Origin of the sequence: Limnohabitans sp. Jir61 (genome assembly GCF_003063545.1) — a bacterium.
In the GTDB taxonomy this organism is placed as follows: domain Bacteria; phylum Pseudomonadota; class Gammaproteobacteria; order Burkholderiales; family Burkholderiaceae_C; genus Limnohabitans.
This window is the reverse complement of the sequence record NZ_NESD01000001.1, coordinates 1,242,979-1,263,586: the sequence shown is the minus strand read 5'-3', so window position 1 is coordinate 1,263,586 and position 20,608 is coordinate 1,242,979. Positions and strand designations below refer to the sequence as shown.

Annotated in this window: 20 protein-coding genes; 14 read left to right on the top strand and 6 right to left on the bottom strand. The window is 54.6% G+C overall.

Annotation, left to right across the window (positions count from 1 at the left end; translation table 11 throughout):
- Nucleotides 1-6: 6 nt before the first annotated feature.
- From B9Z35_RS06030 to B9Z35_RS06015, 4 genes are read right to left on the bottom strand one after another with little or no spacing between them, the layout of a single operon-like run.
- The gene (locus tag B9Z35_RS06030; protein WP_108282703.1) at nt 7-1,893 is read right to left on the bottom strand and encodes a caspase family protein; all 1,887 of its coding nucleotides are present in this window, start codon (nt 1,891-1,893) and stop codon (nt 7-9) included.
- Nucleotides 1,894-1,926: 33 nt separating this feature from the next.
- Entirely contained in the window at nt 1,927-2,433 is a 507-nt protein-coding gene (locus B9Z35_RS06025; RefSeq protein WP_199219770.1) for an OmpA family protein, read from the bottom strand.
- An 18-nt stretch (nt 2,434-2,451) separates the two neighbouring features.
- Nucleotides 2,452-4,065 carry a CHASE2 domain-containing protein gene (locus B9Z35_RS06020; RefSeq protein ID WP_108282702.1) on the bottom strand — a complete coding sequence of 538 codons (1,614 nt, stop codon included), beginning with the start codon at nt 4,063-4,065 and terminating at the stop codon, nt 2,452-2,454.
- A 2-nt stretch (nt 4,066-4,067) separates the two neighbouring features.
- Nucleotides 4,068-5,594: a helicase HerA-like domain-containing protein gene (locus B9Z35_RS06015; protein WP_108282701.1), complete on the bottom strand. Its 1,527-nt coding sequence runs from the start codon at nt 5,592-5,594 to the stop codon at nt 4,068-4,070.
- 68 nt (nt 5,595-5,662) lie between these two features.
- Between B9Z35_RS06015 and B9Z35_RS06010 the strand changes: the two genes are divergently transcribed.
- Genes B9Z35_RS06010 through rng form a run of 9 tightly spaced genes read left to right on the top strand, consistent with a single transcriptional unit; the run spans nt 5,663 to nt 13,361 of the window.
- Entirely contained in the window at nt 5,663-6,382 is a 720-nt protein-coding gene (locus B9Z35_RS06010; protein WP_108282700.1) for a YebC/PmpR family DNA-binding transcriptional regulator, read from the top strand.
- The gene (gene purD / locus B9Z35_RS06005; RefSeq protein ID WP_108282699.1) at nt 6,379-7,671 is read left to right on the top strand and encodes a phosphoribosylamine--glycine ligase; all 1,293 of its coding nucleotides are present in this window, start codon (nt 6,379-6,381) and stop codon (nt 7,669-7,671) included. The genes B9Z35_RS06010 and purD overlap by 4 nt, the downstream gene beginning before the upstream one ends.
- Nucleotides 7,672-7,726: 55 nt before the next feature.
- Nucleotides 7,727-8,374, top strand: a complete 648-nt coding sequence (locus B9Z35_RS06000) for a 1-acyl-sn-glycerol-3-phosphate acyltransferase (RefSeq protein WP_233246482.1) — start codon at nt 7,727-7,729, stop codon at nt 8,372-8,374.
- 12 nt (nt 8,375-8,386) lie between these two features.
- The gene (hemF, locus tag B9Z35_RS05995; RefSeq protein ID WP_108282698.1) at nt 8,387-9,331 is read left to right on the top strand and encodes an oxygen-dependent coproporphyrinogen oxidase; all 945 of its coding nucleotides are present in this window, start codon (nt 8,387-8,389) and stop codon (nt 9,329-9,331) included.
- Nucleotides 9,322-9,939 (top strand): nicotinate-nucleotide adenylyltransferase, encoded by a 618-nt coding sequence (gene nadD, locus B9Z35_RS05990; RefSeq protein ID WP_108282697.1) that lies wholly within the window; start codon nt 9,322-9,324, stop codon nt 9,937-9,939. Before hemF ends, nadD begins: the two co-directional genes overlap by 10 nt.
- Nucleotides 9,940-9,944: 5 nt before the next feature.
- Nucleotides 9,945-10,727, top strand: a complete 783-nt coding sequence (gene rsfS / locus B9Z35_RS05985) for a ribosome silencing factor (RefSeq protein WP_108282696.1) — start codon at nt 9,945-9,947, stop codon at nt 10,725-10,727.
- On the top strand, nt 10,724-11,191 hold the full coding sequence (rlmH, locus tag B9Z35_RS05980; RefSeq protein WP_108282695.1) for a 23S rRNA (pseudouridine(1915)-N(3))-methyltransferase RlmH: 468 nt from the start codon (nt 10,724-10,726) through the stop codon (nt 11,189-11,191). Before rsfS ends, rlmH begins: the two co-directional genes overlap by 4 nt.
- Before the next feature lie 18 nt (nt 11,192-11,209).
- On the top strand, nt 11,210-11,836 hold the full coding sequence (locus B9Z35_RS05975) for a nucleoside triphosphate pyrophosphatase (protein ID WP_108282694.1): 627 nt from the start codon (nt 11,210-11,212) through the stop codon (nt 11,834-11,836).
- 25 nt (nt 11,837-11,861) lie between these two features.
- A complete protein-coding gene (gene rng, locus B9Z35_RS05970) occupies nt 11,862-13,361 on the top strand; it encodes a ribonuclease G (protein ID WP_108282693.1) in 1,500 nt (499 codons plus the stop codon).
- Between the two features lie 9 nt (nt 13,362-13,370).
- Here the strand turns inward: rng and B9Z35_RS05965 are convergent, their stop codons facing one another.
- Nucleotides 13,371-14,243 carry a glycosyltransferase gene (locus B9Z35_RS05965; protein ID WP_108282692.1) on the bottom strand — a complete coding sequence of 291 codons (873 nt, stop codon included), beginning with the start codon at nt 14,241-14,243 and terminating at the stop codon, nt 13,371-13,373.
- Nucleotides 14,240-16,036: a lipid A export permease/ATP-binding protein MsbA gene (gene msbA / locus B9Z35_RS05960; RefSeq protein ID WP_108282691.1), complete on the bottom strand. Its 1,797-nt coding sequence runs from the start codon at nt 16,034-16,036 to the stop codon at nt 14,240-14,242. The genes B9Z35_RS05965 and msbA overlap by 4 nt, the downstream gene beginning before the upstream one ends.
- Nucleotides 16,037-16,129: 93 nt before the next feature.
- Here msbA and tolB point away from each other — a divergent pair, with 93 nt between their 5' ends.
- The 5 genes from tolB to B9Z35_RS05935 are packed head-to-tail and all read left to right on the top strand — an operon-like array spanning nt 16,130 to nt 20,555.
- Nucleotides 16,130-17,413, top strand: a complete 1,284-nt coding sequence (gene tolB / locus B9Z35_RS05955; protein ID WP_108282690.1) for a Tol-Pal system beta propeller repeat protein TolB — start codon at nt 16,130-16,132, stop codon at nt 17,411-17,413.
- Between the two features lie 29 nt (nt 17,414-17,442).
- On the top strand, nt 17,443-17,955 hold the full coding sequence (pal, locus tag B9Z35_RS05950) for a peptidoglycan-associated lipoprotein Pal (protein ID WP_108282689.1): 513 nt from the start codon (nt 17,443-17,445) through the stop codon (nt 17,953-17,955).
- Nucleotides 17,952-18,683, top strand: a complete 732-nt coding sequence (ybgF, locus tag B9Z35_RS05945; protein WP_108282688.1) for a tol-pal system protein YbgF — start codon at nt 17,952-17,954, stop codon at nt 18,681-18,683. Before pal ends, ybgF begins: the two co-directional genes overlap by 4 nt.
- On the top strand, nt 18,680-19,762 hold the full coding sequence (locus B9Z35_RS05940; protein ID WP_108282687.1) for a YeeE/YedE family protein: 1,083 nt from the start codon (nt 18,680-18,682) through the stop codon (nt 19,760-19,762). The genes ybgF and B9Z35_RS05940 overlap by 4 nt, the downstream gene beginning before the upstream one ends.
- A gap of 22 nt (nt 19,763-19,784) precedes the next feature.
- A complete protein-coding gene (locus B9Z35_RS05935) occupies nt 19,785-20,555 on the top strand; it encodes a ThiF family adenylyltransferase (protein ID WP_108282686.1) in 771 nt (256 codons plus the stop codon).
- The last annotated feature ends 53 nt before the right edge of the window (nt 20,556-20,608 follow it).

The following is a 20,608-nucleotide window of genomic DNA, read 5'->3' as shown; positions in this document are numbered from 1 at the left end:
CTTAATTCACTTTTCTTCAACTGACAAGAGACTAGAAGCAAACGCGTCAGAGCAGGCTTGACTGACATTGAGGTTGCGCTTTGTTCCGCCAATTTGGCAGCTCTTGTCATCGCTGTTTTCTGATGTACTCAGCAGCCACTGCAGCTGACTCTTGCCATCTGTGCTCATGAGCGTTTTGAGGAATGGCCCAACTTTGTCACCTTGCAGGCGTGACAAATCTCTAGGTGAGTCAGTCACCATGACCAGCATCGTATCCACGCCCACAGGCCCACCGGCAGTGATACGCCAACGTGATGTCGGCAAATCTATTTTTTGATTGGCCTTGACGGCGTTGTTCGTGTCTAGCGTGTTGGGGTAAAGCAGATACAAGCTCTTTCCATCAGAACCAGCCAGCGCAATGTAGAGGTAGCCATCACGCGGTGACGTGATGCTCATGTGTAACTGATCTTGACCTATGCGCATCACTTTCGGTGAGGCAGTTGCATTGAGTGATCGGCTTGCATCACGTTGCTCATGAATCTGACGCAGCAATTCAGCAGGTACAACAGGTTTTGATGACGGTTGAGGTAACGCTGGCTCTAACGACTCTGTCGCCACATTGGATGCGCTGGTTGCTGATGCTTGTGTCGCTGTGGGTGTAGTCGGTGGTGTTGAAGCGGGCAAGGCGACATCTAGGCTGAGTGAAGCAACTTGGGTGCCTTGTGCGAAGTAAGAGGGCACAAAGTCGCGATTGCCAGCAATTGTCATGTGCTGCCCCAAGATGTCAGGGGAGTTTGCAAGCATTTTGCTAATTTCTGATTGGGCGCAACTGGCGATTTCTTCCACACTAAGCGCCCCACTGCTGTCGCTGTCTTTTGCTGCGCCCAGCATGCATTCACGCCATGCTGTGGTTGCTAAGCCACCTCTGTTTGGGTTGTCAAATGACACTTCATCTGCGCGACTTGCGGCGATGTACACCATGTTTTTAGCTGGTGGCGGAGTACTTGCTTTGGCCAGCTCGCCAGTCAAGCTGCGTGTTTTCATATTGCTGGGTGTTGCACACAACTCAGGGCTGACTTGCGGCACAAATTTGGGTGACAAGGTATCACCTGCCAATTTCAACGAACGCGTTTTCATGGGTTGGTTCGCAACACCGCCCGAATGACAGGCGTCGTAAAACACCATCAGCTTGTCTGCTTTGTTCGCAATTGGTGTGATGAGTTCACTGACTTGTCTGTTGGTCAGTGCGACGCCATCGCTGGCAAGCAAGCCTTCGGTACATGCGTTGGCATCGGTTTGTGTATCTACCCAACGCGTGCCATGGCCTGAGTAATAGATGAAGACGCGGTCGCCTGGTTTGACACGTTCATCCATGTCTTTCAAGGCCGTGCGAATTTGTTCTGCCGTTGCATTTTTGTCGCGCAAGAATTGAATGTTGGATTCCGGCACTGACATTGCCATGGCAATGTCTTTGGCGCTGGTCATGTCTTTGCTGACGCCTTTGAGAGGAGATACACCAGGCAATGTGTATTCGCCAATGCCAATGATGAGTGCGTGTCGTGATGCTTTGGGCAGCGAACGCACACCTGTCGTTGACATGGTGTTGTTCTTGCCAGATCGGCCGCCTTCGATGGATGCAATAGATGCGACGGCAGGGCCTGAGTCACTTTTCAAATACATGGCGCGAAGCCATCCTTTGTCCTTGCCATTTTTGACTTGGACCCAGCCAGCCTCAGACTTGATCAGTTCAACCTGTTGTCCTGCATTAAGGCTTGCGACGGCTGGAGCGTCTAGAAAACGATCTTGTTTAAGGTCTGTGGCACGCGTGACCGTCAAGAGCTCAGCTGCACAGAGTGAAGATGCCAACAGCGTGAGGGCTGCAACAGATCGTGCGAGAGTGGAAAAGGAATTCACAGAGTTATCTCCGCCCAGCTAAAGGCTATTCGATCAAGGACGGTTGAGTGTGACGATGCGCACGCGACGATTTTCAGCAGCAAATTTATCTGCAGCATTGGCTGGATCTTTATCACCCATGCCTTCAGTTTCAAGTCGACTGGCTGTAACGCCTAAGCGTTGAAGGTGTTTTTTGACTGCATCAGCACGAGCTTGCGACAGATTGAGGTTGTATTCCGCGGAGCCTTTGGCATCTGTATGGCCTTCCACACGAAATGACAATGGGCTGAGATCATCTGACTTCAAGGCCTTGGCCAATTGGTCTAACTGTGATGCGCTGCTGGCAGAAACTTTGCTGGAGTCAAAGTCAAATTGAATCGTCAAAGACACAGAGGGTGGCGGGAGTTGTTCCACTTGTAAATTGCGCATGCTGCGCGTGCGCATTTGCCCTTCAACTGGGCGTGGTTTTAAGGCGTCAATGATGTTGTTGGCATCGACATCCGCTGCATGTGAAAACACACAAAAGGACAAGATCAATGAGACGAGGCAAAGTTTTTTCATGGTTAATCGGCAAGTTTGTTATTTTTGATAATTTTCCCATTGTGTCAGGGCTTTGGCAACTGCGTTCCAAAGTTGCTCATGGGTGTCTTTTGAATCTGAAAACTCTGAATCCAATTGAATTTCACGGATGGGCGATTGATAGCTCCGTGTTGCAAAAGCAGACTCATCGTCGATTAGTTTTTGCATAGCGCTGGCCAGTTTTGCTTGGTTTTCATCGATCAATAAGACACAACTGGGTCCAGATTGCTCTCCAACCAGCTCACCATACCAGCCCGCTTGAACAACGCCAACCGACGACCCGCACGCCGCTGCGTGCGTGATCAACCTTTGGGGCTTGAGGTTTTCTGGTGCATAGGACGTGACGACAAAGCTTTTGAACAAAGGCGTCGAGTTTTTCTCTGTGAATGACTTGACCATGCTCGCGCAATCTGCAAAGTGGTTCAGTCGCCAGTTTTGATACACGTTCATCACAGAAAAGAAGAGCAGGGCATGCGACGCAGAACCAGACAAATCAATGAACCAATGCCCGATGTGCAAACTCAAAAAGCTCACACCAAGTAGCAAGGTGGGAATTGCTAAAACGCTCCAGCGCAAGACTTGCGTCTTCATGCGTGTGCTGGCCAAGCCCATGAGTAACAAACAAACCCAAACCGTGAAAAGCTTAATTTGAAGGGGTAATTCGTGAAGAAAATTTGTATTTTTTAAGTTGTCAATTGTGTTGGCCAACACATAAACGCCAGGATGGATAGGCGTCATCGGCGTGGCTTTGACGTCAAAGAGGCTAGATGCGGTTGACCCAATGAGCACGATGGAGTCATCAAAACGTGGGTCAGGATTGCGGCCCGCGCGAGATTGGCTGAGTTGCCAAATTTCGTGAAAGGGCACGGTCAGATAGTTGTCAGTGCTGCTGTTGAAGTTGATCAGCACGCGCGCATGTTCACCTGGGTTCCAGCCAAAGCTTTGACCCATCCGAGCGGGTAGTGACCAGAGACGCCATTGGTCTTTGTCTTGCCACAAGTCGTAATGGCGATTGATGCCATCTTTGTCTGGGTAGATATTGTGATAACCCATGCGTTGAGTCTTCACAACTGCATCAAACACAGGGGGTATCACTGCAAGTGTCGGCGCAGGAGCGCTAGGGCTCAGCGCTTGCGCAAATCCGGTCAATTGATCAGCGCGAATTTGACTGATGCCATCATTGATGGGGTTGAGTCGCAAGATGGGGAAAAAACTGTTTTTGCTTTGACTGACAGCATCGGCAAACGCTTGATCAGAACTTGGATGTGTTGCATCTAGGTCAGAGAACAAGATGTCAAACACCACCGCATTTGTGCCTTTGGACTCAAGCCACTCGAGTGCGCCAGCGAGTGTCTCGCGCGGCCACGGCCAACGACCAAACTCTGCATTGAGCTTGCTCAATGATGCTTCATCAATGTCAACAACAACGATTTTTGGATCCAACGGTGGTGTCCAAAGCCGTTGCTTGAGCATCTGGTCATAGCTGGCGTAATTGTTCGACGCAGTAGGGTCGCGCAATAGTTGCACGGTGGCGATCAGACCAATCAGAAGCAAAAGTGCCCACTTCACGTGGACATGCGAAAAGCCAGCGAATTTTCGAGCGAATGCAAACATCTTTAACGCCTGCGTCCGCCGAGCACATTGCCCAAAACGCCTCGAATGATTTCACGGCCAATCTGTGTGCCTATGGTGCGCACAGCAGACTTCACCATGCTTTGTGCCAAGCCTTGGTGTTGGCCACCGCGTGGTCCCGTTGAACCAAACAGTGCATCGCCTAGACCAGACAACACTTGATCCGTCATCGATGGTTGGGCGCTCGCTTGGCCTGCAGGGACTGTGGCTGTGCCAGCAGAGCCACCTGCAGCAGGCGCTGCACCCTTGAGTCGTTCATAAGCCGATTCACGGTCCATGGTCTGTTCATACACCCCAGCCACCAACGAGTTGGCCAGCAAGGCCTGGCGTTGCTCTGGCGTGATGGGGCCAAGTTGGCTGCCGGGCAGCAGCACATAGACCTGCTCAGTCTCGGACGGGCGGCCTTTGGCATCCAGCAAACTCACCAAGGCTTCGCCCACGCCAAGCTCGGTGATGGCTTTTTCAATGTCGAGGCCCGCTTTGCCGCGCATGGTCTGCGCGGTGGCTTTGACAGCTTTTTGGTCACGCGGTGTAAAGGCACGCAAAGCGTGTTGCACGCGGTTGCCCAACTGGCCCAGCACAGTTTCGGGCACGTCCAGCGGGTTTTGGGTGACAAAGTACACGCCAACGCCTTTAGAGCGAATCAGGCGCACCATTTGCTCAATGCGCTCCAGCAGCACTTTGGGTGCTTCGTTGAACAGCAAATGCGCTTCGTCAAAGAAGAACACCATCTTGGGCTTCTCGACGTCTCCAATTTCAGGCAGTTGTTCAAACATTTCCGAGAGCATCCACAGCAAGAACGTGCCGTATAGGCGAGGGGCGTTCATCAGCTTATCTGCCGCCAAGAGGTTGATCACGCCCATGCCGCGCGAGTCGGTTTGCATGAAGTCTTGGATATTGAGCATGGGCTCGCCAAAGAACACATCGCCACCTTGGGCTTCGATCTCTAGCAAGGCACGCTGAATCGCGCCAATGCTGGCAGCGCTGACGTTGCCATATTCGGTGGTGAAGTCGCGTGCGTGTTCGCCCACGTGTTGCAGCATGGCGCGCAGGTCTTTGAGGTCGAGCAGCAGCAGGCCTTGGTCGTCTGCAATTTTGAAGACCATGTTGAGCACGCCAGCTTGCGTGTCGTTCAGGTTGAGCATGCGGCCCAGCAAGAGTGGCCCCATGTCGGTGATGGTGGTGCGCACGGGGTGGCCAGACTTGCCAAACACATCCCACAGTGTGGTGGGACAGCCAATAGGCTCAGGGGTGGGCAGGCCACGTTCTTGGATGGCGGCTGCGAGCTTGGGTGGAATGTTGCCAGGCTGGCTGATGCCGGCCAAGTCGCCTTTGACGTCGGCCATGAACACGGGCACGCCGATTTTGGAGAAGCTTTCAGCGAGCGTTTGCAGCGTGACTGTTTTGCCTGTGCCGGTAGCCCCCGTGATGAGACCGTGGCGGTTGGCCAAGGCTGGCAACATGTGGCATTCAGTCGTATTGCGGCGTGCAATCAGCATCGGTTCGGCCATCGAAAGTTCTCCGTCACTTGAAAAGTAAAATAACCGGATAAGGTTAATTCAATTCAAGAGGATTTCTGATGGCTGGCCACAGTAAATGGGCAAATATTCAACACCGCAAAGGGCGTCAAGACGAGAAGCGCGGCAAGATTTGGACACGCATCACGCGTGAAATCATTGTGTCTGCCCGCTTGGGCGGCGGCGACCTGAGCCTGAACCCCCGTTTGCGTCTGGCCATTGAAAAAGCCAAGGCGGCCAACATGCCTGCCGACAACATCAAACGCAACGTCGACAAAGCCACAGGCAACCTCGACGGCGTGGTGTACGACGAAATTCGCTATGAAGGCTACGGTGTGGGCGGAGCCGCCATCATCGTGGACACCATGACCGACAACCGCGTGCGTACCGTGGCTGAAGTGCGCTTTGCCTTCAGCAAAAACGGCGGCAACATGGGCACTGAGGGCTCAGTGGCGTTTCAATTCAAGCATTGCGGCCAACTGGTGTTTGCACCGGGCAGCAATGAAGACCAAATCATGGAAATTGCGCTCGAAGCGGGCGCGGACGATGTGATCACCGATGACGACGGCGCAATTGAAGTGCTGACGCCACCTGCCAGCTTTGAGGCTGTCAAAAACGCTTTGGAAGCTGCGGGCCTCAAGCCTGAGGTAGCCGAGGTGACTTACCGTGCAGACAACACCATCGAACTCGAGGGTGATGACGCTGTGAAGATGCAAAAAATATTGGACGCGCTAGAAGACCTTGACGATGTGCAAGAGGTCTATCACAACGCAGCACTATGAACGTATTAGTTATTGGCGGCGGTGGCCGCGAACACGCTTTGGCGTGGAAGATTGCCCAATCCAACAAGGTGCAAAAAGTGTTTGTGGCCCCCGGCAACGGTGGCACAGCACGCGACAAGCGCTTGGACAATATTGACATCACCGGTGTCAAAGCTCTGCGTGAGTTTGCTCAAAGCCACAGTGTGGAGCTGACGGTCGTCGGCCCAGAAACCCCATTGGCAGCCGGTGTAGTGGATGAGTTCCGCGCCCACGGCATGCGCATTTTTGGCCCCACCAAAGCCGCAGCGCAGCTGGAAAGCTCAAAGGCTTTCAGCAAAGCGTTCATGAAGCGCCACAACATTCCCACTGCGGAATACGAAACTTTCACCGACGCACAAGCTGCGCACGACTACGTGAACGCCAAAGGCGCGCCGATTGTGGTGAAGGCCGATGGTTTGGCAGCAGGCAAGGGCGTGGTGGTGGCGATGACCGCAGCCGAAGCCCATGAAGCGATTGACTTCATGTTGCTCGACAACAAGCTGGGCGTGAGCCACAACGAAGGCGGCGCGCGCGTGGTGATTGAAGAGTTTTTACAAGGCGAAGAGGCCAGCTTTATCGTCATGTGCGATGGCAAAACCGTGTTGCCACTGGCCACCAGTCAAGACCACAAGCGCTTGCTCGATGCAGATCTTGGCCCCAACACAGGCGGAATGGGCGCATATTCGCCAGCCCCCGTGGTCACGCCTGAGGTCCATGCCCGTGCGATGCGCGAAATCATTTTGCCCACCATCAAGGGTATGGAAAAAGACGGCATTCCGTTCACCGGCTTCTTGTACGCAGGTTTGATGATTGACCCACAAGGCCACGTCAAAACACTTGAGTTCAACTGCCGCATGGGCGACCCCGAAACCCAGCCCATCATGGCGCGCCTGAAAACCGATTTGGTCGATGTGCTGATGGCGGCCACTGCCACCAATGCTGAGACTCGCTTTGACGACTTCGAGCTTGAGTGGGATCGCCGCACTGCCATTGGCGTGGTGTTGGCCGCCCACGGCTACCCCATGGGCCCCCGCAAGGGTGACGCCATCACTGGCTTGCCGCAAGACACAGACGATGTGGTGGTGTTCCACGCCGGCACGCAAATGCAAGACGGCCAAGTGGTCACCAGCGGTGGCCGTGTGTTGTGCGTGACGGCTTTGGGCGGCACATTGCGTTTGGCGCAGCAGCAGGCGTATGACACCATCAAGGGTATTCACTTTGATGGTGTGCAGTACCGCACCGACATTGGCTACCGCGCGATTTCGCGCTGAACGTTTCAATAACGCCCACGCCAGTCCTCGTTCAACCGATTGCTCATAAAAACAGATGACCGAATTCACCAAACCGATGGCCGTGCAATGCAAACCTCAAGCGTGGGCCGCTTGGTTGGTCAAGCTGATGGGTTGGAGGATCGAGTTTGATGGGCTGCCCACCAAACAAGGCGTGCTCATTGGCTATCCGCATACCAGCAACTGGGACTTCATCACGATGATGCCGGCGAAGTGGGCAATGGGTTTGCCGATTCAATTCTTTGCCAAACACAGTTTGTTTCGCATTCCACTGTTTGGTCGCTGGATTCGATTCATTGGTGCTGTGCCGATTGATCGCTCTTCGCCCAAGGGTGTGGTGGGCGAGATGGTGGATTCTTTGATACGACACAAGCAAAACGACGAAATCCTTTGGATTGGTTTGTCGCCTGAGGGCACACGCAAGCTGACCGACGGCTGGCGTAGTGGCTTTTACCAACTGGCTTTGGGTGCTGATGTGCCCTTGCTGATGTTGCACATTGATTACGGCAAGAAGCTGGCCAAAGTGACCGACTTCATGCGTTTGACGGGTGATGTGCAAGCTGACTATGCGCATATTGCCAAGGTGTACGAAGGCGTGCAGGGCTTTCATGTGAACCAAGCCGCCCCAATTCGCCCTTTGCCAGCACGTACGACTGCGAATGGCGACACTCAGACAACCCGCTAACTTCACCCCACGATGACCGCCACTACCCACTACCCTAGCCACGAACACGTTGTAGCCGCCGCGCGCGACTACCTCATTGGCCTACAAAGCCGCATCACCAGCGCGATTGAAGCCAAAGATGGCCAAGCCAAGTTCTTGGTGGACAAATGGGAAAAGGGCCCCGGTGAACAGTTGCAGGGCAATGGCATTACGCAAATCTTAGAAAACGGCCCTGTGTTTGAGCGCGCAGGCTGTGGGTTCTCGCATGTGCACGGTCCAAAGCTGCCACCCTCGGCCACGCAACACCGTCCGGAGCTGGCAGGTGCACCTTTTGAAGCCATGGGCGTGTCGCTGGTGTTTCACCCGCGCAACCCCTATGTGCCCACTGTGCACATGAACGTGCGCATGATTGTGGCCACCCCCGTTAACGGCAAACCCGTAGCGTGGTTTGGCGGCGGTATGGACCTGACGCCTTACTACGGCTTTGTCGAAGACGCCAAGCATTTCCATCGGGTGTGCCACGACGCGCTGCAGCCCTTTGGTGACGAGCTTTACCCACGCTTTAAAACTTGGTGCGACGAGTACTTCTGCAACAAGCACCGCAACGAACAGCGCGGTATTGGCGGCATCTTCTTTGACGACTTTTCTGAACTCGGCTTTGAGCGCAGTTTTGAAATGCTCAAAAGCGTGGGCGATGCTTTCTTAGAGTCGTATTTGCCCATCGTGGACCGCCGAGTGAACACACCTTATGGCGAGCGCGAGCGCGAGCATCAGCTTTACCGCCGTGGCCGCTATGTGGAATTCAACTTGGTGTGGGACCGTGGCACGCACTTTGGTCTGCAGTCGGGCGGGCGCACCGAATCCATCTTGCTCTCTATGCCACCACTTGTGAGTTGGGCTTACCAGCATCAGCCAGAGGCGGGCACACCAGAGCATGCGTTGTTGCATGACTTTTTGGTGCCGCGAAATTGGCTTTGAATCACGCCAAGCGCCTAGGCATCTTTGGTGGTTCGTTTGACCCGCCGCACATTGCGCACATCACGCTAGCCAAGCACGCGATCGAGCAGTTTCACCTGAACGAGCTGCGCATCATCCCCACGGGTGACGCCTGGCACAAGGCCCGCACACTCACACCCTCGCCACACCGACTGGCCATGACACGCTTGGCTTTTGTTGATGTGTCGCAGACGTTTGTGGATAGCCGCGAGATTGATCGTGATGGCGCAACCTATACCCTGGACACACTTGAAGAACTGAAAGCAGAGCAACCCGATACCGATTTGTACCTGTTCATCGGTGCAGACCAAGCGAATGCCTTCAAAACATGGCATCGTTGGCAAGAAATTTTGGGCCTCGCCACCGTGGTGGTGGCTGAACGTCCCAACGAGGGGCAGGGCGGCATGCCCAGTCAGTGGCACAATGCGGTATCCCCCGACGTACAACGCTTGGATATGCCAAGCCTGAATGTGAGTGCCACCGAGATTCGTGCGCACGTTGCTCATGGCACACATGCAGACACCAAGATGCACGCGTGGTTGCCTGCCGCTGTGCAGCACTACATTGAAAAACACAGCCTTTACCGATAAAACAGATGACCGAAACCTCCGCCAAAAAAGATGTCCAAAAATTGCAACGCACCGTCGTGGATGCGTTGGAGGACGTCAAAGCCCAAGACCTCGTGGTGTTTGACACCGAGCACCTGTCCTCGCTGTTTGAGCGTGTCATCGTGGCTTCAGGTACATCTAACCGTCAAACCAAAGCTTTGGCAGCCAGCGTGCGAGACAAAGTGCGCGACGCCGGTTTTGGCAAGCCCCGTATTGAAGGCGAAGACAACGGCGAATGGATCATCGTGGATTGCGGCGCTGTGGTCGTGCACGTCATGCAGCCCACCATCCGTGGTTACTACAACCTCGAAGAAATCTGGGGCGAGAAGCCTGTGCGTTTGAAGTTTGGTGCACCAAAGCCTGTCAAAGCGGCAGAACCAGAAGAAGCACCAGCCAAGAAATCGGCTGGCAAAAAGCCAGCTGCCAAGAAAGCTGCTGCAGGTGACAAAAAGCCTGCTGCACGCAGTGCTTCTGGCTCACGCAGCTCTTCTTCACGTAGCGATGCAGCCAAACCGGCCACACGCAGCACCTCGACTCGCGGCCCCGTCAAAGCAGCACCTGCAAAAACCGCTGCAAAGAGCGCACCGGCCAAAACTGCAGCGGCTAAAAAGCCAGCTGCAGCACCAGCCAAGTTGCCAGTCAAGACTGTGGGCCTTAAAGGCGCTAAGTCAACCGCCAAAGCCGCAGCACGCAGTGCTTCGACCACGGCCGGCAAGCCAGCGGGCAAGCGTCCACCAGCCGCTAAAAAGACCACCGCCCGCAAAGCATGAAGCTGTGGGTCGTCGCAGTCGGCCAACGAGTGCCCGACTGGGCGCAAACCGCTTGGGACGATTACGCCAAGCGGTTTCCGTCTGAGCTGAAGGTCGAGCTCAAGGCTGTCAAAACCGAGCCTCGCAGCTCTAAAACCCTAGACACCATCTACGCAGCCGAGCGCGAGCGCATTGAAGCTGCCATTCCGCGTGGCTGTCGCATCGTGGCTTTGGATGAGCGCGGGACCAACCTCACCACCGTGGCCTTGGCCGCCAAGCTCAAGCATTGGCAGCTCGAAGCGGACGATGTGGCCTTGGTCATTGGTGGGCCTGATGGCTTGTGCCCCGAGTTCAAGAAACAAGCGCATGAGCGCATCCGCATTTCAGACCTGACCCTGCCGCACGCCATGGTGCGCGTGCTGTTGGTAGAGCAGTTGTACCGTGCGTGGTCGATCAACGCCAACCACCCATATCACCGCGAGTGAACCCACACAGTTCTATTTATGCCTGATTCCAAATTTGTTTATCTCGCCTCGCAAAGCCCACGCCGCCGCCAATTGCTTGAGCAGCTGGGTATTCGCTACGAGTTGCTGTTGGCCGACGAGCATGAAGACGCAGAAGCGTTAGAGGTGGTGCTGCCTAACGAAGCCCCACGGGCCTACGTTCAGCGTGTGACTTTGCTCAAACTTGAAGCCGCACTGGACCGCATGAAGCGCCGTGGCCTGCCATTCGCGCCTGTGCTGTGCAGCGACACCACCGTGGCCTTGGGTAAAACCATTTTGGGCAAACCCGATGACGCTAAACATGCCGCTCAAATTCTTGGCGCTCTGAGCGGGCAAACCCATCGCGTGTTGACATCAGTCGCTATGGGCACGCTGTCTAAAGCAGGCAAGTCGCTCAAAACTGAGCAGGCCCTCAGCGTGTCCAACGTGCGCTTTGCAAAGTTGACGCGCACACAAATTCAAACCTACGTAGCCAGCGGCGAGCCCATGGGCAAAGCCGGTGCGTATGCGGTGCAGGGCAGGGCTGCGGCCTACATCGAGCACATCAGCGGCAGCTACTCTGGCATCATGGGGTTGCCGATGTTTGAAACCGCGCAGCTGTTGCGCGCGTTTGGATTCAAGGTCTAACTCCCTTTTACTTGCGGACCTTCACATGCAACAAGACATCCTCATCAACTGGTCACCCCAAGAAACCCGTGTGGCCATTGTCGAAACCGGCGCGGTGCAAGAGCTGCACGTTGAGCGCACGCTTGAGCGCGGCTTGGTGGGCAATGTCTACTTAGGCAAGGTGGCGCGTGTGTTGCCAGGTATGCAATCGGCTTTCATCGACATTGGCCTAGAGCGTGCCGCGTTTTTGCATGTGGCTGACCTGATCAGTAGCGTGGCAGCTCGTCACGCCGATGACAAAGGCGAGCCAGCGCCCGTCGTGCCCATTGAGAAGCAAGTGTTTGAAGGCCAGTCACTGTTGGTGCAAGTCATCAAAGACCCAATTGGCACCAAAGGCGCACGGTTGTCTTCGCAAATCAGCATTGCGGGCCGCTTGCTGGTGTTTTTGCCGCAAGACCAGCACATTGGTGTGTCGCAAAAAATCCCGTTTGAGCAGCGTGAGGCTTTGCGCCAACGTCTGCAAGCCTTGGCAGATGCCGCCGCGCAAGACGGCAAAACAGGCAACCAAACGGGTGGCTTTATTCTGCGTACCAACGGCGAAGACGCCAGCGATACTGAGCTGGGTGAAGACATTGCCTACCTGCGTAAAACTTGGGCACGCATCAAAGAAGCTTCTACCCGCTTGCCCCCTAAATCCCTGTTGCACCAAGACCTGAGCCTGCTGCAACGCGTGCTACGCGACTTAGTAAGCGAGACCACACAAACCATCCGCATCGACTCGGCCGAGCAGTTTAAAAAGCTGCAAACCTTTGGCCAAGAGTTCATGCCCAGCGCGGTGGACAAGCTGCAGTTGTACAAAGGCGAGCGCCCTATTTTTGACCTCTTCAACATCGACGAAGAAGTAGGAAAGGCCTTAGGCCGCCGCGTTGATTTGAAGTCTGGCGGCTATCTGATCGTTGACCAAACCGAGGCTCTCACCACGGTAGACGTGAACACCGGCGGCTTTGTGGGCGCGCGCAATTTTGACGAAACGATTTTCAAAACCAACCTAGAAGCTGCGGGCGCGATAGCCCGCCAACTGCGCCTGCGCAACTTAGGTGGCATCGTGATTGCCGACTTCATCGACATGACGCGTGAAGACCACCGCGAAGCGGTGTTGGCCGAGTTTCGCAAGCAGCTGGCTCGTGACCGCGTGAAGACGATGGTGAGCGGCTATTCGGCGTTGGGCTTGGTCGAGATGACGCGCAAGCGCACCCGTGAATCGTTGGCCCACATGCTGTGCGAGCCATGCCCTGTGTGTGACGGCAAAGGCAGCGTGAAAACCGCACGCACGGTGACGTATGACATCTTGCGCGAGATTTTGCGCGAGGCCCGTCAGTTCAACCCACGCGAGTTCCGTGTGATTGCATCGCCCGATGTGATTGACATCCTGTTGGATGAAGAAAGCCAGCACTTGGCTGGCTTGAGTGACTTCATTGGTAAGCCTATTTCTTTGCAGGCTGAAGGTGCGATGTCGCAAGAGCAGTACGACATTGTCTTGCTCTGAACGGTTGAACTAAGCAACGAGCTTAAAGTGCTTGCGGCTGAAGTCCAGCCCAAACGCCTTCTCAAGTTTCATCAACCAACGGTGACGCTTCTCACGCTTGGTCAGCTTGTAGTCTGGGTCAATCGTGAAGCTTTTTTCTGCCGAGCTTTCAAGCCAAGGCTTGATCAACTCAGGGTGTGTGCCTGTGAACGGCTGCAACACCTGTGCATCAAACTGGCTGTAGCGAATGGTTGGCGCGCCGTGCGACCAAAACTTGCTCACTTGATCCAGCTTCTTTTGCATCGCCTCGTTGCTGCGTACCCAGCCGTAGTGGTAGATGTGCGCGTTGGCCAAGGCAGCTTGTGGGTTGCGACCTTTTTTGTGGTCAGCCGTGATGAGCCAATACTGACCATCTGGCGCATACGAGCGGATGGTGTTGCGAATCAGGCGGCACTCGCGGCGATACCAAGCAGGGCTGTTAGCCACAAATTCAGGCGTGCCGTAGAAGTGGAAGTAGTCAAAAACAAAGGCCTCGACAGCGGGGTTGTTGTGGTGCTTGTCCACACTGGCGCGGATGTTGGCCAACTCAGCCTCGTGCACCACCTCATCACCTTCCAGATAAAACGCCCAGTCGCCTGTGCAGGCGTATTGAGCGATCATTTTTTGCTGGGCGTACACAAAGCCACGGTCGGCCATGCGTTCGTTCCAGATGGTTTCGATCACGCGAATTTTGGGTGAGCCAATGGCGTGAATGCGTGCAAGCGTATCGTCATTGCTCTTGCCAACGACCACCACAAACTCATCGACCAAGGGCAGGAGTGAGCGAATGGAGGCTTCAAACGGGAAGCCCAGTTCTACGCCGTTGCGAATGAAGGTAAAACCGCTGATGGATGCTTGGCTCATAGAGGTGTGGCGTCAGAAAAATGGTTGTCTGTGTTTTGTGCTGCCACTTTGTACAGCGCGGCGTAAGCGCCGTTTTGGGCCATGAGCTGGCCGTGTGTGCCGGTTTCCACAATGCTGCCACCTTGCATGACCACAATCAGGTCTGCATGTTCAATGGTGGACAAACGGTGCGCAATGACCAGTGAGGTACGGCCTTGCATCAACACATTGAGCGCGTCTTTGACGGCTTGCTCGGAGGTCGTGTCCAAGGCCGAGGTCGCTTCGTCCAAGATCAGGATGGGCGCATCTTTGTAGATGGCTCGGGCAATGGCCAAGCGCTGTCGTTGACCGCCAGAGAGTTGGGTGGCGTTGTGGCCTACAAGCGTGTTTTCTTGATGTGGCAGGCTGCGCACAAAGTCACCCAAGTTGGCGGCTACTAGGGCGCTCCAGACGCGTGCAGTGTCGACGGTTTCGCCTAAGGCGATGTTTTGTGCCACTGTGTCATTGAACATCACCACGTCTTGGCTCACATAGGCCACTTGGCTGCGAAGGCTAGCCAGCGACCAGTCTTGGAGGGGCATACCGTCTAAGTGCACTTGACCCGATGAGGGGTCAAGGAAGCGCGGGAGTAAGTTGGCGAGCGTTGTTTTGCCAGAGCCTGATGGACCAACCAAGGCCACGGTTTGGCCGGGCTGGATGGTCAGGCTGACACCGTTGAGAGCAGGTGAAGTGGCAGAAGGGTATTGCAGGGTGACTTGGTCAAAGCAAATTTCGCCTTTCGCATGAGCGCTGGTGTGCGTGCCTTGGGTTTCGTCGGGCGCGAGATCGAGCAGGTTCAAACCACGCTCTAGCGAAGTGACGCCGCGAGTCAGCGTACCCGCCACTTCGGACAAGTGTTTGATGGGCGAAATCAGCATCAGCATGCCCGTGATGAAGGCCGCAAAGCTGCCCACCGTCACGCCTTGAGTTGCGCCATCGCCCGAGCTTTGGTACAGCGCCACCATGATGACGGCTGATAAAGCCAAGGCTGCAAACATTTGAATGAGCGGCGTCATGACCGAGTTGGCAATGACAGCCTTAAGTGAGAGTGCGCGTAGCTTTTGGTTAGAGCTTGAAAACTTATGCGCTTGGCTGCTTTGCGCGTTGTGCAATCGCACCATGCGATACGCCAATACATTCTCTTCCACCACATAGGCCAGTTCGTCAGTGGCGTCTTGGCTGGCGCGCGTCACGTGGTCGAGACGGCGAGACAAGTTCTTTACCACCCAAGCGATGGGGGGGAAGATGGCAAACACAATCAACGTGAGTTTCCAGTTCAGTACCAACAAGTAGCCGAGCAGGGCGAGCAGGGTTACCAAATCTTTGGCAAACGCCAGCATGGTGGTGACAAGCAAGTTGGCGCCGTTGTTCACCTCGTACACCATGGTGTTGGTCAGCCCACTGGTGTGTTTGTCCGCAAATAGTTGTGGGTCAGCGCGCAGAAGTTTTTCAAACAAGCGCTGGCGTAACAACTCCATTGAATAGTTGGTCACACGCGCTAAGCAGTAAGCGGCCACAAAACCCGCAAAACCGCGTATGCCAAATAGCAGCAGCAACACAACAGGAATCTTCCACAGTTCTAGCGTGCCGCGATCAAATCCACTGTCGAGCAGTGGTTTCATCAACGCAGGAATGGCGGGCTCAGTCGCAGCCCCAACAAAAATGCCCACGATGCCCAGTACCAAGGCACCTGGATGACCAGCAAACCAAGGGGCCACGCGTTTGAGCCTTTGAAACAAAGAATCAGACGGTGTGGATGGGGTAGTGGTGGTCATAAATTCTGAGAGTGGCAACAATCGCAATACAGAGCATTATCGCCACTGGTTCAGCCTTAAAATGACTGGATTCGTTTGGCAACCATTCTTACTATGACCCGTCACTTTTTGCGATTTTCACTCGGACTCTTGACCGCTGGTTTGTTGGCCTTACCAGCATGGGCCCAGTTCCGCGTGGAAGTGTCAGGCGTGGGTTTGACCCAAGTGCCAATTGCCTTTGCTCCGCTGCGTGGCGAAGAGGCATCGCCTCAGAAAATTTCTAACATTGTTCAAGCCGACTTAGAGCGCAGTGGTCAGTTTCGTGGTGTCACAGCTGGTGTGGTGGTTGACGAAACACAACGTCCAGACATCAGCGCCATGCGCCAAAAGGGCGCAGATGCTTTGTTGACTGGCAGCATTAGTCGAATGTCCGATGGCCGTTATGACGTGCGTGTTCGCCTTTGGGACACCGTTCGAGGCCAAGACTTAGGTGCCATGAGCTACACCGTGGTGACGGGTGATTTACGTTTGGCTTCACATCGAATTTCTGACTTTGTGTACGAAAAACTCACAGGCGACAAGGGTGTGTTTTCCACCCGCATCGCTTATGTGACCAAGGCGGGGGCTCGTTACAACCTGTGGGTGGCTGATTCTGATGGTGAAAATGCCCAATCTGCTTTGGCCAGCCCTGAACCCATCATTTCGCCCAGTTGGTCGCCCTCTGGCGGTCAGCTAGCCTATGTGTCGTTTGAATCGCGCAAGCCCGTTGTATATGTACACGATGTATCCACTGGTAAGCGCCGTGTGGTCGCCAACTTCCGTGGCTCTAACAGCGCGCCCAGCTGGTCACCCGATGGTCACAGCTTGGCGGTCACACTCAGCCGCGATGGCGGATCGCAACTTTTTGTGATTGACGCCAATGGTGGCGAACCACGTCGTTTGACCCAATCGGCTGCCATTGATACCGAGCCTGTCTTCTCCCCAGATGGCACGGCCATTTACTTTGTGAGTGACCGTGGCGGCGCACCGCAGATCTACCGCATGCCCGCGTCAGGTGGTCCCGTTAACCGTGTTACTTTCAACGGCACGTACAACATTTCGCCTGCAATTAGCCCTGATGGACGTTGGTTGACCTACATCTCTCGCATTGGTGGAGCTTTCAAATTGCATGTGATGGACATTGCCAGCGGTAACGTGGCCGCCATCACCGACAGCAGCCGCGACGAGCGCCCCAGTTTTGCTCCGAACAGCCGCCTGATTGTGTACGCGACCATCCAAGATGGTCGTGAGGCCTTGATGACCACCACGCTCGATGGACGCATCAAAGCCCGCTTGTCTGGTCAAGGCGGCGACTTGCGCGAGCCCAATTGGGGCCCTTTCAATAAAATCTTGCCTTAATTTTTTGTCCCTTTAACGAAACATCTGCCATGAAAAAACTTCTTTTACTCCTCTCTATTGCTGCGGTGCTATCGGGTTGTGCATCTGGCGTCAAACTCAGTGACGTGCAAGTGGATGACCGTTCAGGCAGCGCCACTGGACAAATGGGCGGCACCAATGGCTTGAATGCCCGTAACTTGGCTGCGATGCAAGGCATCAAGCAAGGGCCTGTGGGCGTGGACCACATCATTTACTTTGAGCTCGACAGCTACACCGTCAAAGCCGAGTACCAAAGCGCCCTTGAGGCCCATGCGCGTTTCTTACGCGCTGACCGCAACCGTCGTGTCAACCTCGAAGGCCACACCGATGAGCGTGGTGGCAGCGAATACAACTTGGCCTTGGGTCAAAAGCGCTCGGACGCAGTGCGTCGTGCTTTGAGCGCTTTGGGCGTGCCTGAAGGCCAAATGGAATCAGTGAGTTTTGGCAAAGAAAAACCAGTGGCCCAAGGCTCTGATGAATCAGCCTATTCACAAAACCGCCGTGCAGCGTTGAACTACCAATGACATTGAACACTTCTTTTTCGAAACGCGCTGTGGCTTTGGCCACAGGCTTGCTGCTGAGCATCGGTGCCAATGCTGGTTTGTTTGAAGATGACGAGGCACGTCGCGCCATTTTGGATTTACGCCAGCGCGTGGATCGCCAAGGTGAAGAAATTCAAAATTTCCAACGTGGGTTGCTTGAGCAGCAAAACCAGTTTGAAACCTTGCGTGCTGAAATTGCGCGTTTGCGTGGCGAAAAAGAAGAGTTGTCTCAAGAGCTGCGTCGAGCTCAAGAGCTCTCACAAGGTGTGGACGACCGTTTGAAAAGGTTTGAGCCAAGCGCTGTCAAAGTCGATGGCGTTGAGTTTGTGGCTGATCCATCAGAAACCAAAGCCTATGAAGATGCCTTGGCACTTTTCCGCAAGGGTGACTTTGGCCCTGCGAGCACCGCTTTTAACGACTTCATCAAGCGTTACCCCAAGAGCGGCTATGTGGTGCCTTCCTTGTTTTGGCTAGGCAACGCCCAATACGCAAACCGCAGCTACACCAACGCCATCAGCAACTTCAACACGTTGCTCAGCAAAGCCCCTAACCATATGCGTGCGCCAGACGCCATGCTGTCGGTGGCTAATTGTCAACTCGAGCTCAAAGACCTCAAGGCTGCGCGTAAAACATTGGGCGATGTGGTGAAAACCTATCCGCACACCGAAGCCGCAAGTGCTGCCAACGAACGTTTGGCGAAACTCAAGTGACAGAGTTAGCAGCGCTCACCAAAGAGGTCCTTGGGGCCTTTTTTTTAGGTGGATTGCTTTTAGGCAGCATCACCCAGCGCACACACTTTTGCACCATGGGTGCTATTTCGGATGTGGTTCATATGGGTGACTGGACTCGTGCCCGTCAGTGGATATGCGCCATTGGCTTAGCCATGATTGGTTTTGCTGCACTGGTTGATTTGAATTTGATCAATCCCACCAAAACACTTTACGCCAGTGCGCGACTCATGTGGTTATCCACCTTGGTTGGCGGTGTCATGTTTGGCTATGGCATGGTCATCGCCTCGGGATGTGGCAACAAAACCTTGGTCCGCATTGGCGGCGGCAACCTCAAATCAGTGGTCGTGTTTGTGGTGATGGGGATAAGCGCTTTTGCCACACTCAAAGGCATCACAGCGGTGTTGCGAGCCAGGACAGTGGACACAGTTTTTTGGGATATGCCTGCAGGTGCCAACTTGAGTGTGTTGGGCATTCCTGGATTGGGTTACATCCTCGGCGCTGTTTTGTTGCTGTCGGCGATTCGCCACAAAGACTTCTGGACATTTGAAAACCTTCTAGCAAGCCTAGGCGTGGGAGGCTTGGTGGTTGCCATGTGGTGGATCAGTGGGCATTTGGGCTTTGTGTCCGAGCACCCTGAAACCTTAGACGCGGTTTACTTAGCCACCAACTCAGGACGCATTGAAGCCTTGAATTTTGTAGCGCCTGCCGCCTACACGCTTGATTGGCTGATGTTTTACAGCGACGCTTCTAAGGTGCTGAGTGCAGGCATAGCCTCGGTGGCTGGTGTGCTCATGGGCTCTGCTTTTTCTGCTGTGCAAACCAAAACTTTTCGCTGGGAAGGCTTTGCTGACTCGCGTGATTTGGGGCAACACCTCTTGGGTAGTGTGTTGATGGGCGTTGGCGGCGTCACGGCCATGGGGTGCACATTTGGGCAGGGCTTGAGTGGTATCTCTACGCTGAGCCTAAACTCTGCTGTGGCCTTAGCCGCGATCGTGCTCGGTGCAGTGGTGTCTTTACGTCAACAAGCTGCGCGCTTGGAGCGTACAGCCTGTGCCTGAGGTCACGTCAACCCTTTCAGTCATGGATCGCCGTTTTGGCGGCTTAGACCGTTTGTATGGTGCAAGCGGTGCAGCACGCATTCGTGCCGCGCATGTGGTGGTGGTGGGTGTAGGTGGTGTGGGCTCGTGGACGGTAGAAGCATTAGCCCGTAGTGGGGTGGGGCGCTTGACCCTGATTGACCTCGACAACGTGTCCGAGTCCAACATCAATCGACAAATTCATGCGTTGGATGACACTGTTGGCATGGCTAAAGTCGAGGCCATGCGCCAGCGCATTGCGCACATCAACCCCGAATGCTTGGTAACTTGCATTGAAGACTTTGTGGAGCCCGACAACTGGCCCGCCATGCTGAAGGGTGAGCAGGTTGACGCTGTCATAGATGCATGCGATCAGGTCAAAGCTAAAACTGCGATGGCCGCATGGGCCTTGCAACACAAGGTGTTGTTTATCACCGTGGGTGCAGCAGGTGGCAAACGCTTGGCCCACAAAGTGGATATTGATGATTTGGCAAATACAAGCCACGATCCGTTGCTAGCCAAGCTACGTTACAACCTGCGCCGCCAGCATGGCGCTGCGCGTGACAGTAAAAAAATAGGTGTTGCGTGCGTGTTCAGTCGTGAAGCTGTCGCGCCACCAGATGCAAGCTGCAACATTTCAAGCAACGGGCAAGGCGACGGCACTTTGAACTGCAGTGGTTATGGTTCTGTGGTCAGCGTCACAGCCACATTTGGGCAGTGCGCAGCGGGATGGGTTTTTGATCAAATTTCTTCACGCCCATTGCCAAAACACTAAAAAATGCGTTATACTTTTAGGCTTCGCAGGGTACAAAACAAACGTTAAATGCT

Excerpts from the sequence above, each read along its gene's own strand:
- rng (WP_108282693.1), top strand. The coding sequence starts at position 11,862 with ATGCAACAAGACATCCTCATCAACTGGTCACCCCAAGAAACCCGTGTG.
- tolB (WP_108282690.1), top strand. The coding sequence starts at position 16,130 with ATGACCCGTCACTTTTTGCGATTTTCACTCGGACTCTTGACCGCTGGT.
- msbA (WP_108282691.1), bottom strand. The coding sequence starts at position 16,036 with ATGACCACCACTACCCCATCCACACCGTCTGATTCTTTGTTTCAAAGG.
- B9Z35_RS05975 (WP_108282694.1), top strand. The coding sequence starts at position 11,210 with ATGCCTGATTCCAAATTTGTTTATCTCGCCTCGCAAAGCCCACGCCGC.
- B9Z35_RS06000 (WP_233246482.1), top strand. The coding sequence starts at position 7,727 with ATGACCGAATTCACCAAACCGATGGCCGTGCAATGCAAACCTCAAGCG.
- pal (WP_108282689.1), top strand. The coding sequence starts at position 17,443 with ATGAAAAAACTTCTTTTACTCCTCTCTATTGCTGCGGTGCTATCGGGT.
- ybgF (WP_108282688.1), top strand. The coding sequence starts at position 17,952 with ATGACATTGAACACTTCTTTTTCGAAACGCGCTGTGGCTTTGGCCACA.
- B9Z35_RS06025 (WP_199219770.1), bottom strand. The coding sequence starts at position 2,433 with ATGAAAAAACTTTGCCTCGTCTCATTGATCTTGTCCTTTTGTGTGTTT.
- B9Z35_RS05935 (WP_108282686.1), top strand. The coding sequence starts at position 19,785 with ATGGATCGCCGTTTTGGCGGCTTAGACCGTTTGTATGGTGCAAGCGGT.
- B9Z35_RS06020 (WP_108282702.1), bottom strand. The coding sequence starts at position 4,065 with ATGTTTGCATTCGCTCGAAAATTCGCTGGCTTTTCGCATGTCCACGTG.
- B9Z35_RS05965 (WP_108282692.1), bottom strand. The coding sequence starts at position 14,243 with ATGAGCCAAGCATCCATCAGCGGTTTTACCTTCATTCGCAACGGCGTA.
- B9Z35_RS06010 (WP_108282700.1), top strand. The coding sequence starts at position 5,663 with ATGGCTGGCCACAGTAAATGGGCAAATATTCAACACCGCAAAGGGCGT.
- rlmH (WP_108282695.1), top strand. The coding sequence starts at position 10,724 with ATGAAGCTGTGGGTCGTCGCAGTCGGCCAACGAGTGCCCGACTGGGCG.
- purD (WP_108282699.1), top strand. The coding sequence starts at position 6,379 with ATGAACGTATTAGTTATTGGCGGCGGTGGCCGCGAACACGCTTTGGCG.
- hemF (WP_108282698.1), top strand. The coding sequence starts at position 8,387 with ATGACCGCCACTACCCACTACCCTAGCCACGAACACGTTGTAGCCGCC.
- B9Z35_RS06015 (WP_108282701.1), bottom strand. The coding sequence starts at position 5,594 with ATGGCCGAACCGATGCTGATTGCACGCCGCAATACGACTGAATGCCAC.
- rsfS (WP_108282696.1), top strand. The coding sequence starts at position 9,945 with ATGACCGAAACCTCCGCCAAAAAAGATGTCCAAAAATTGCAACGCACC.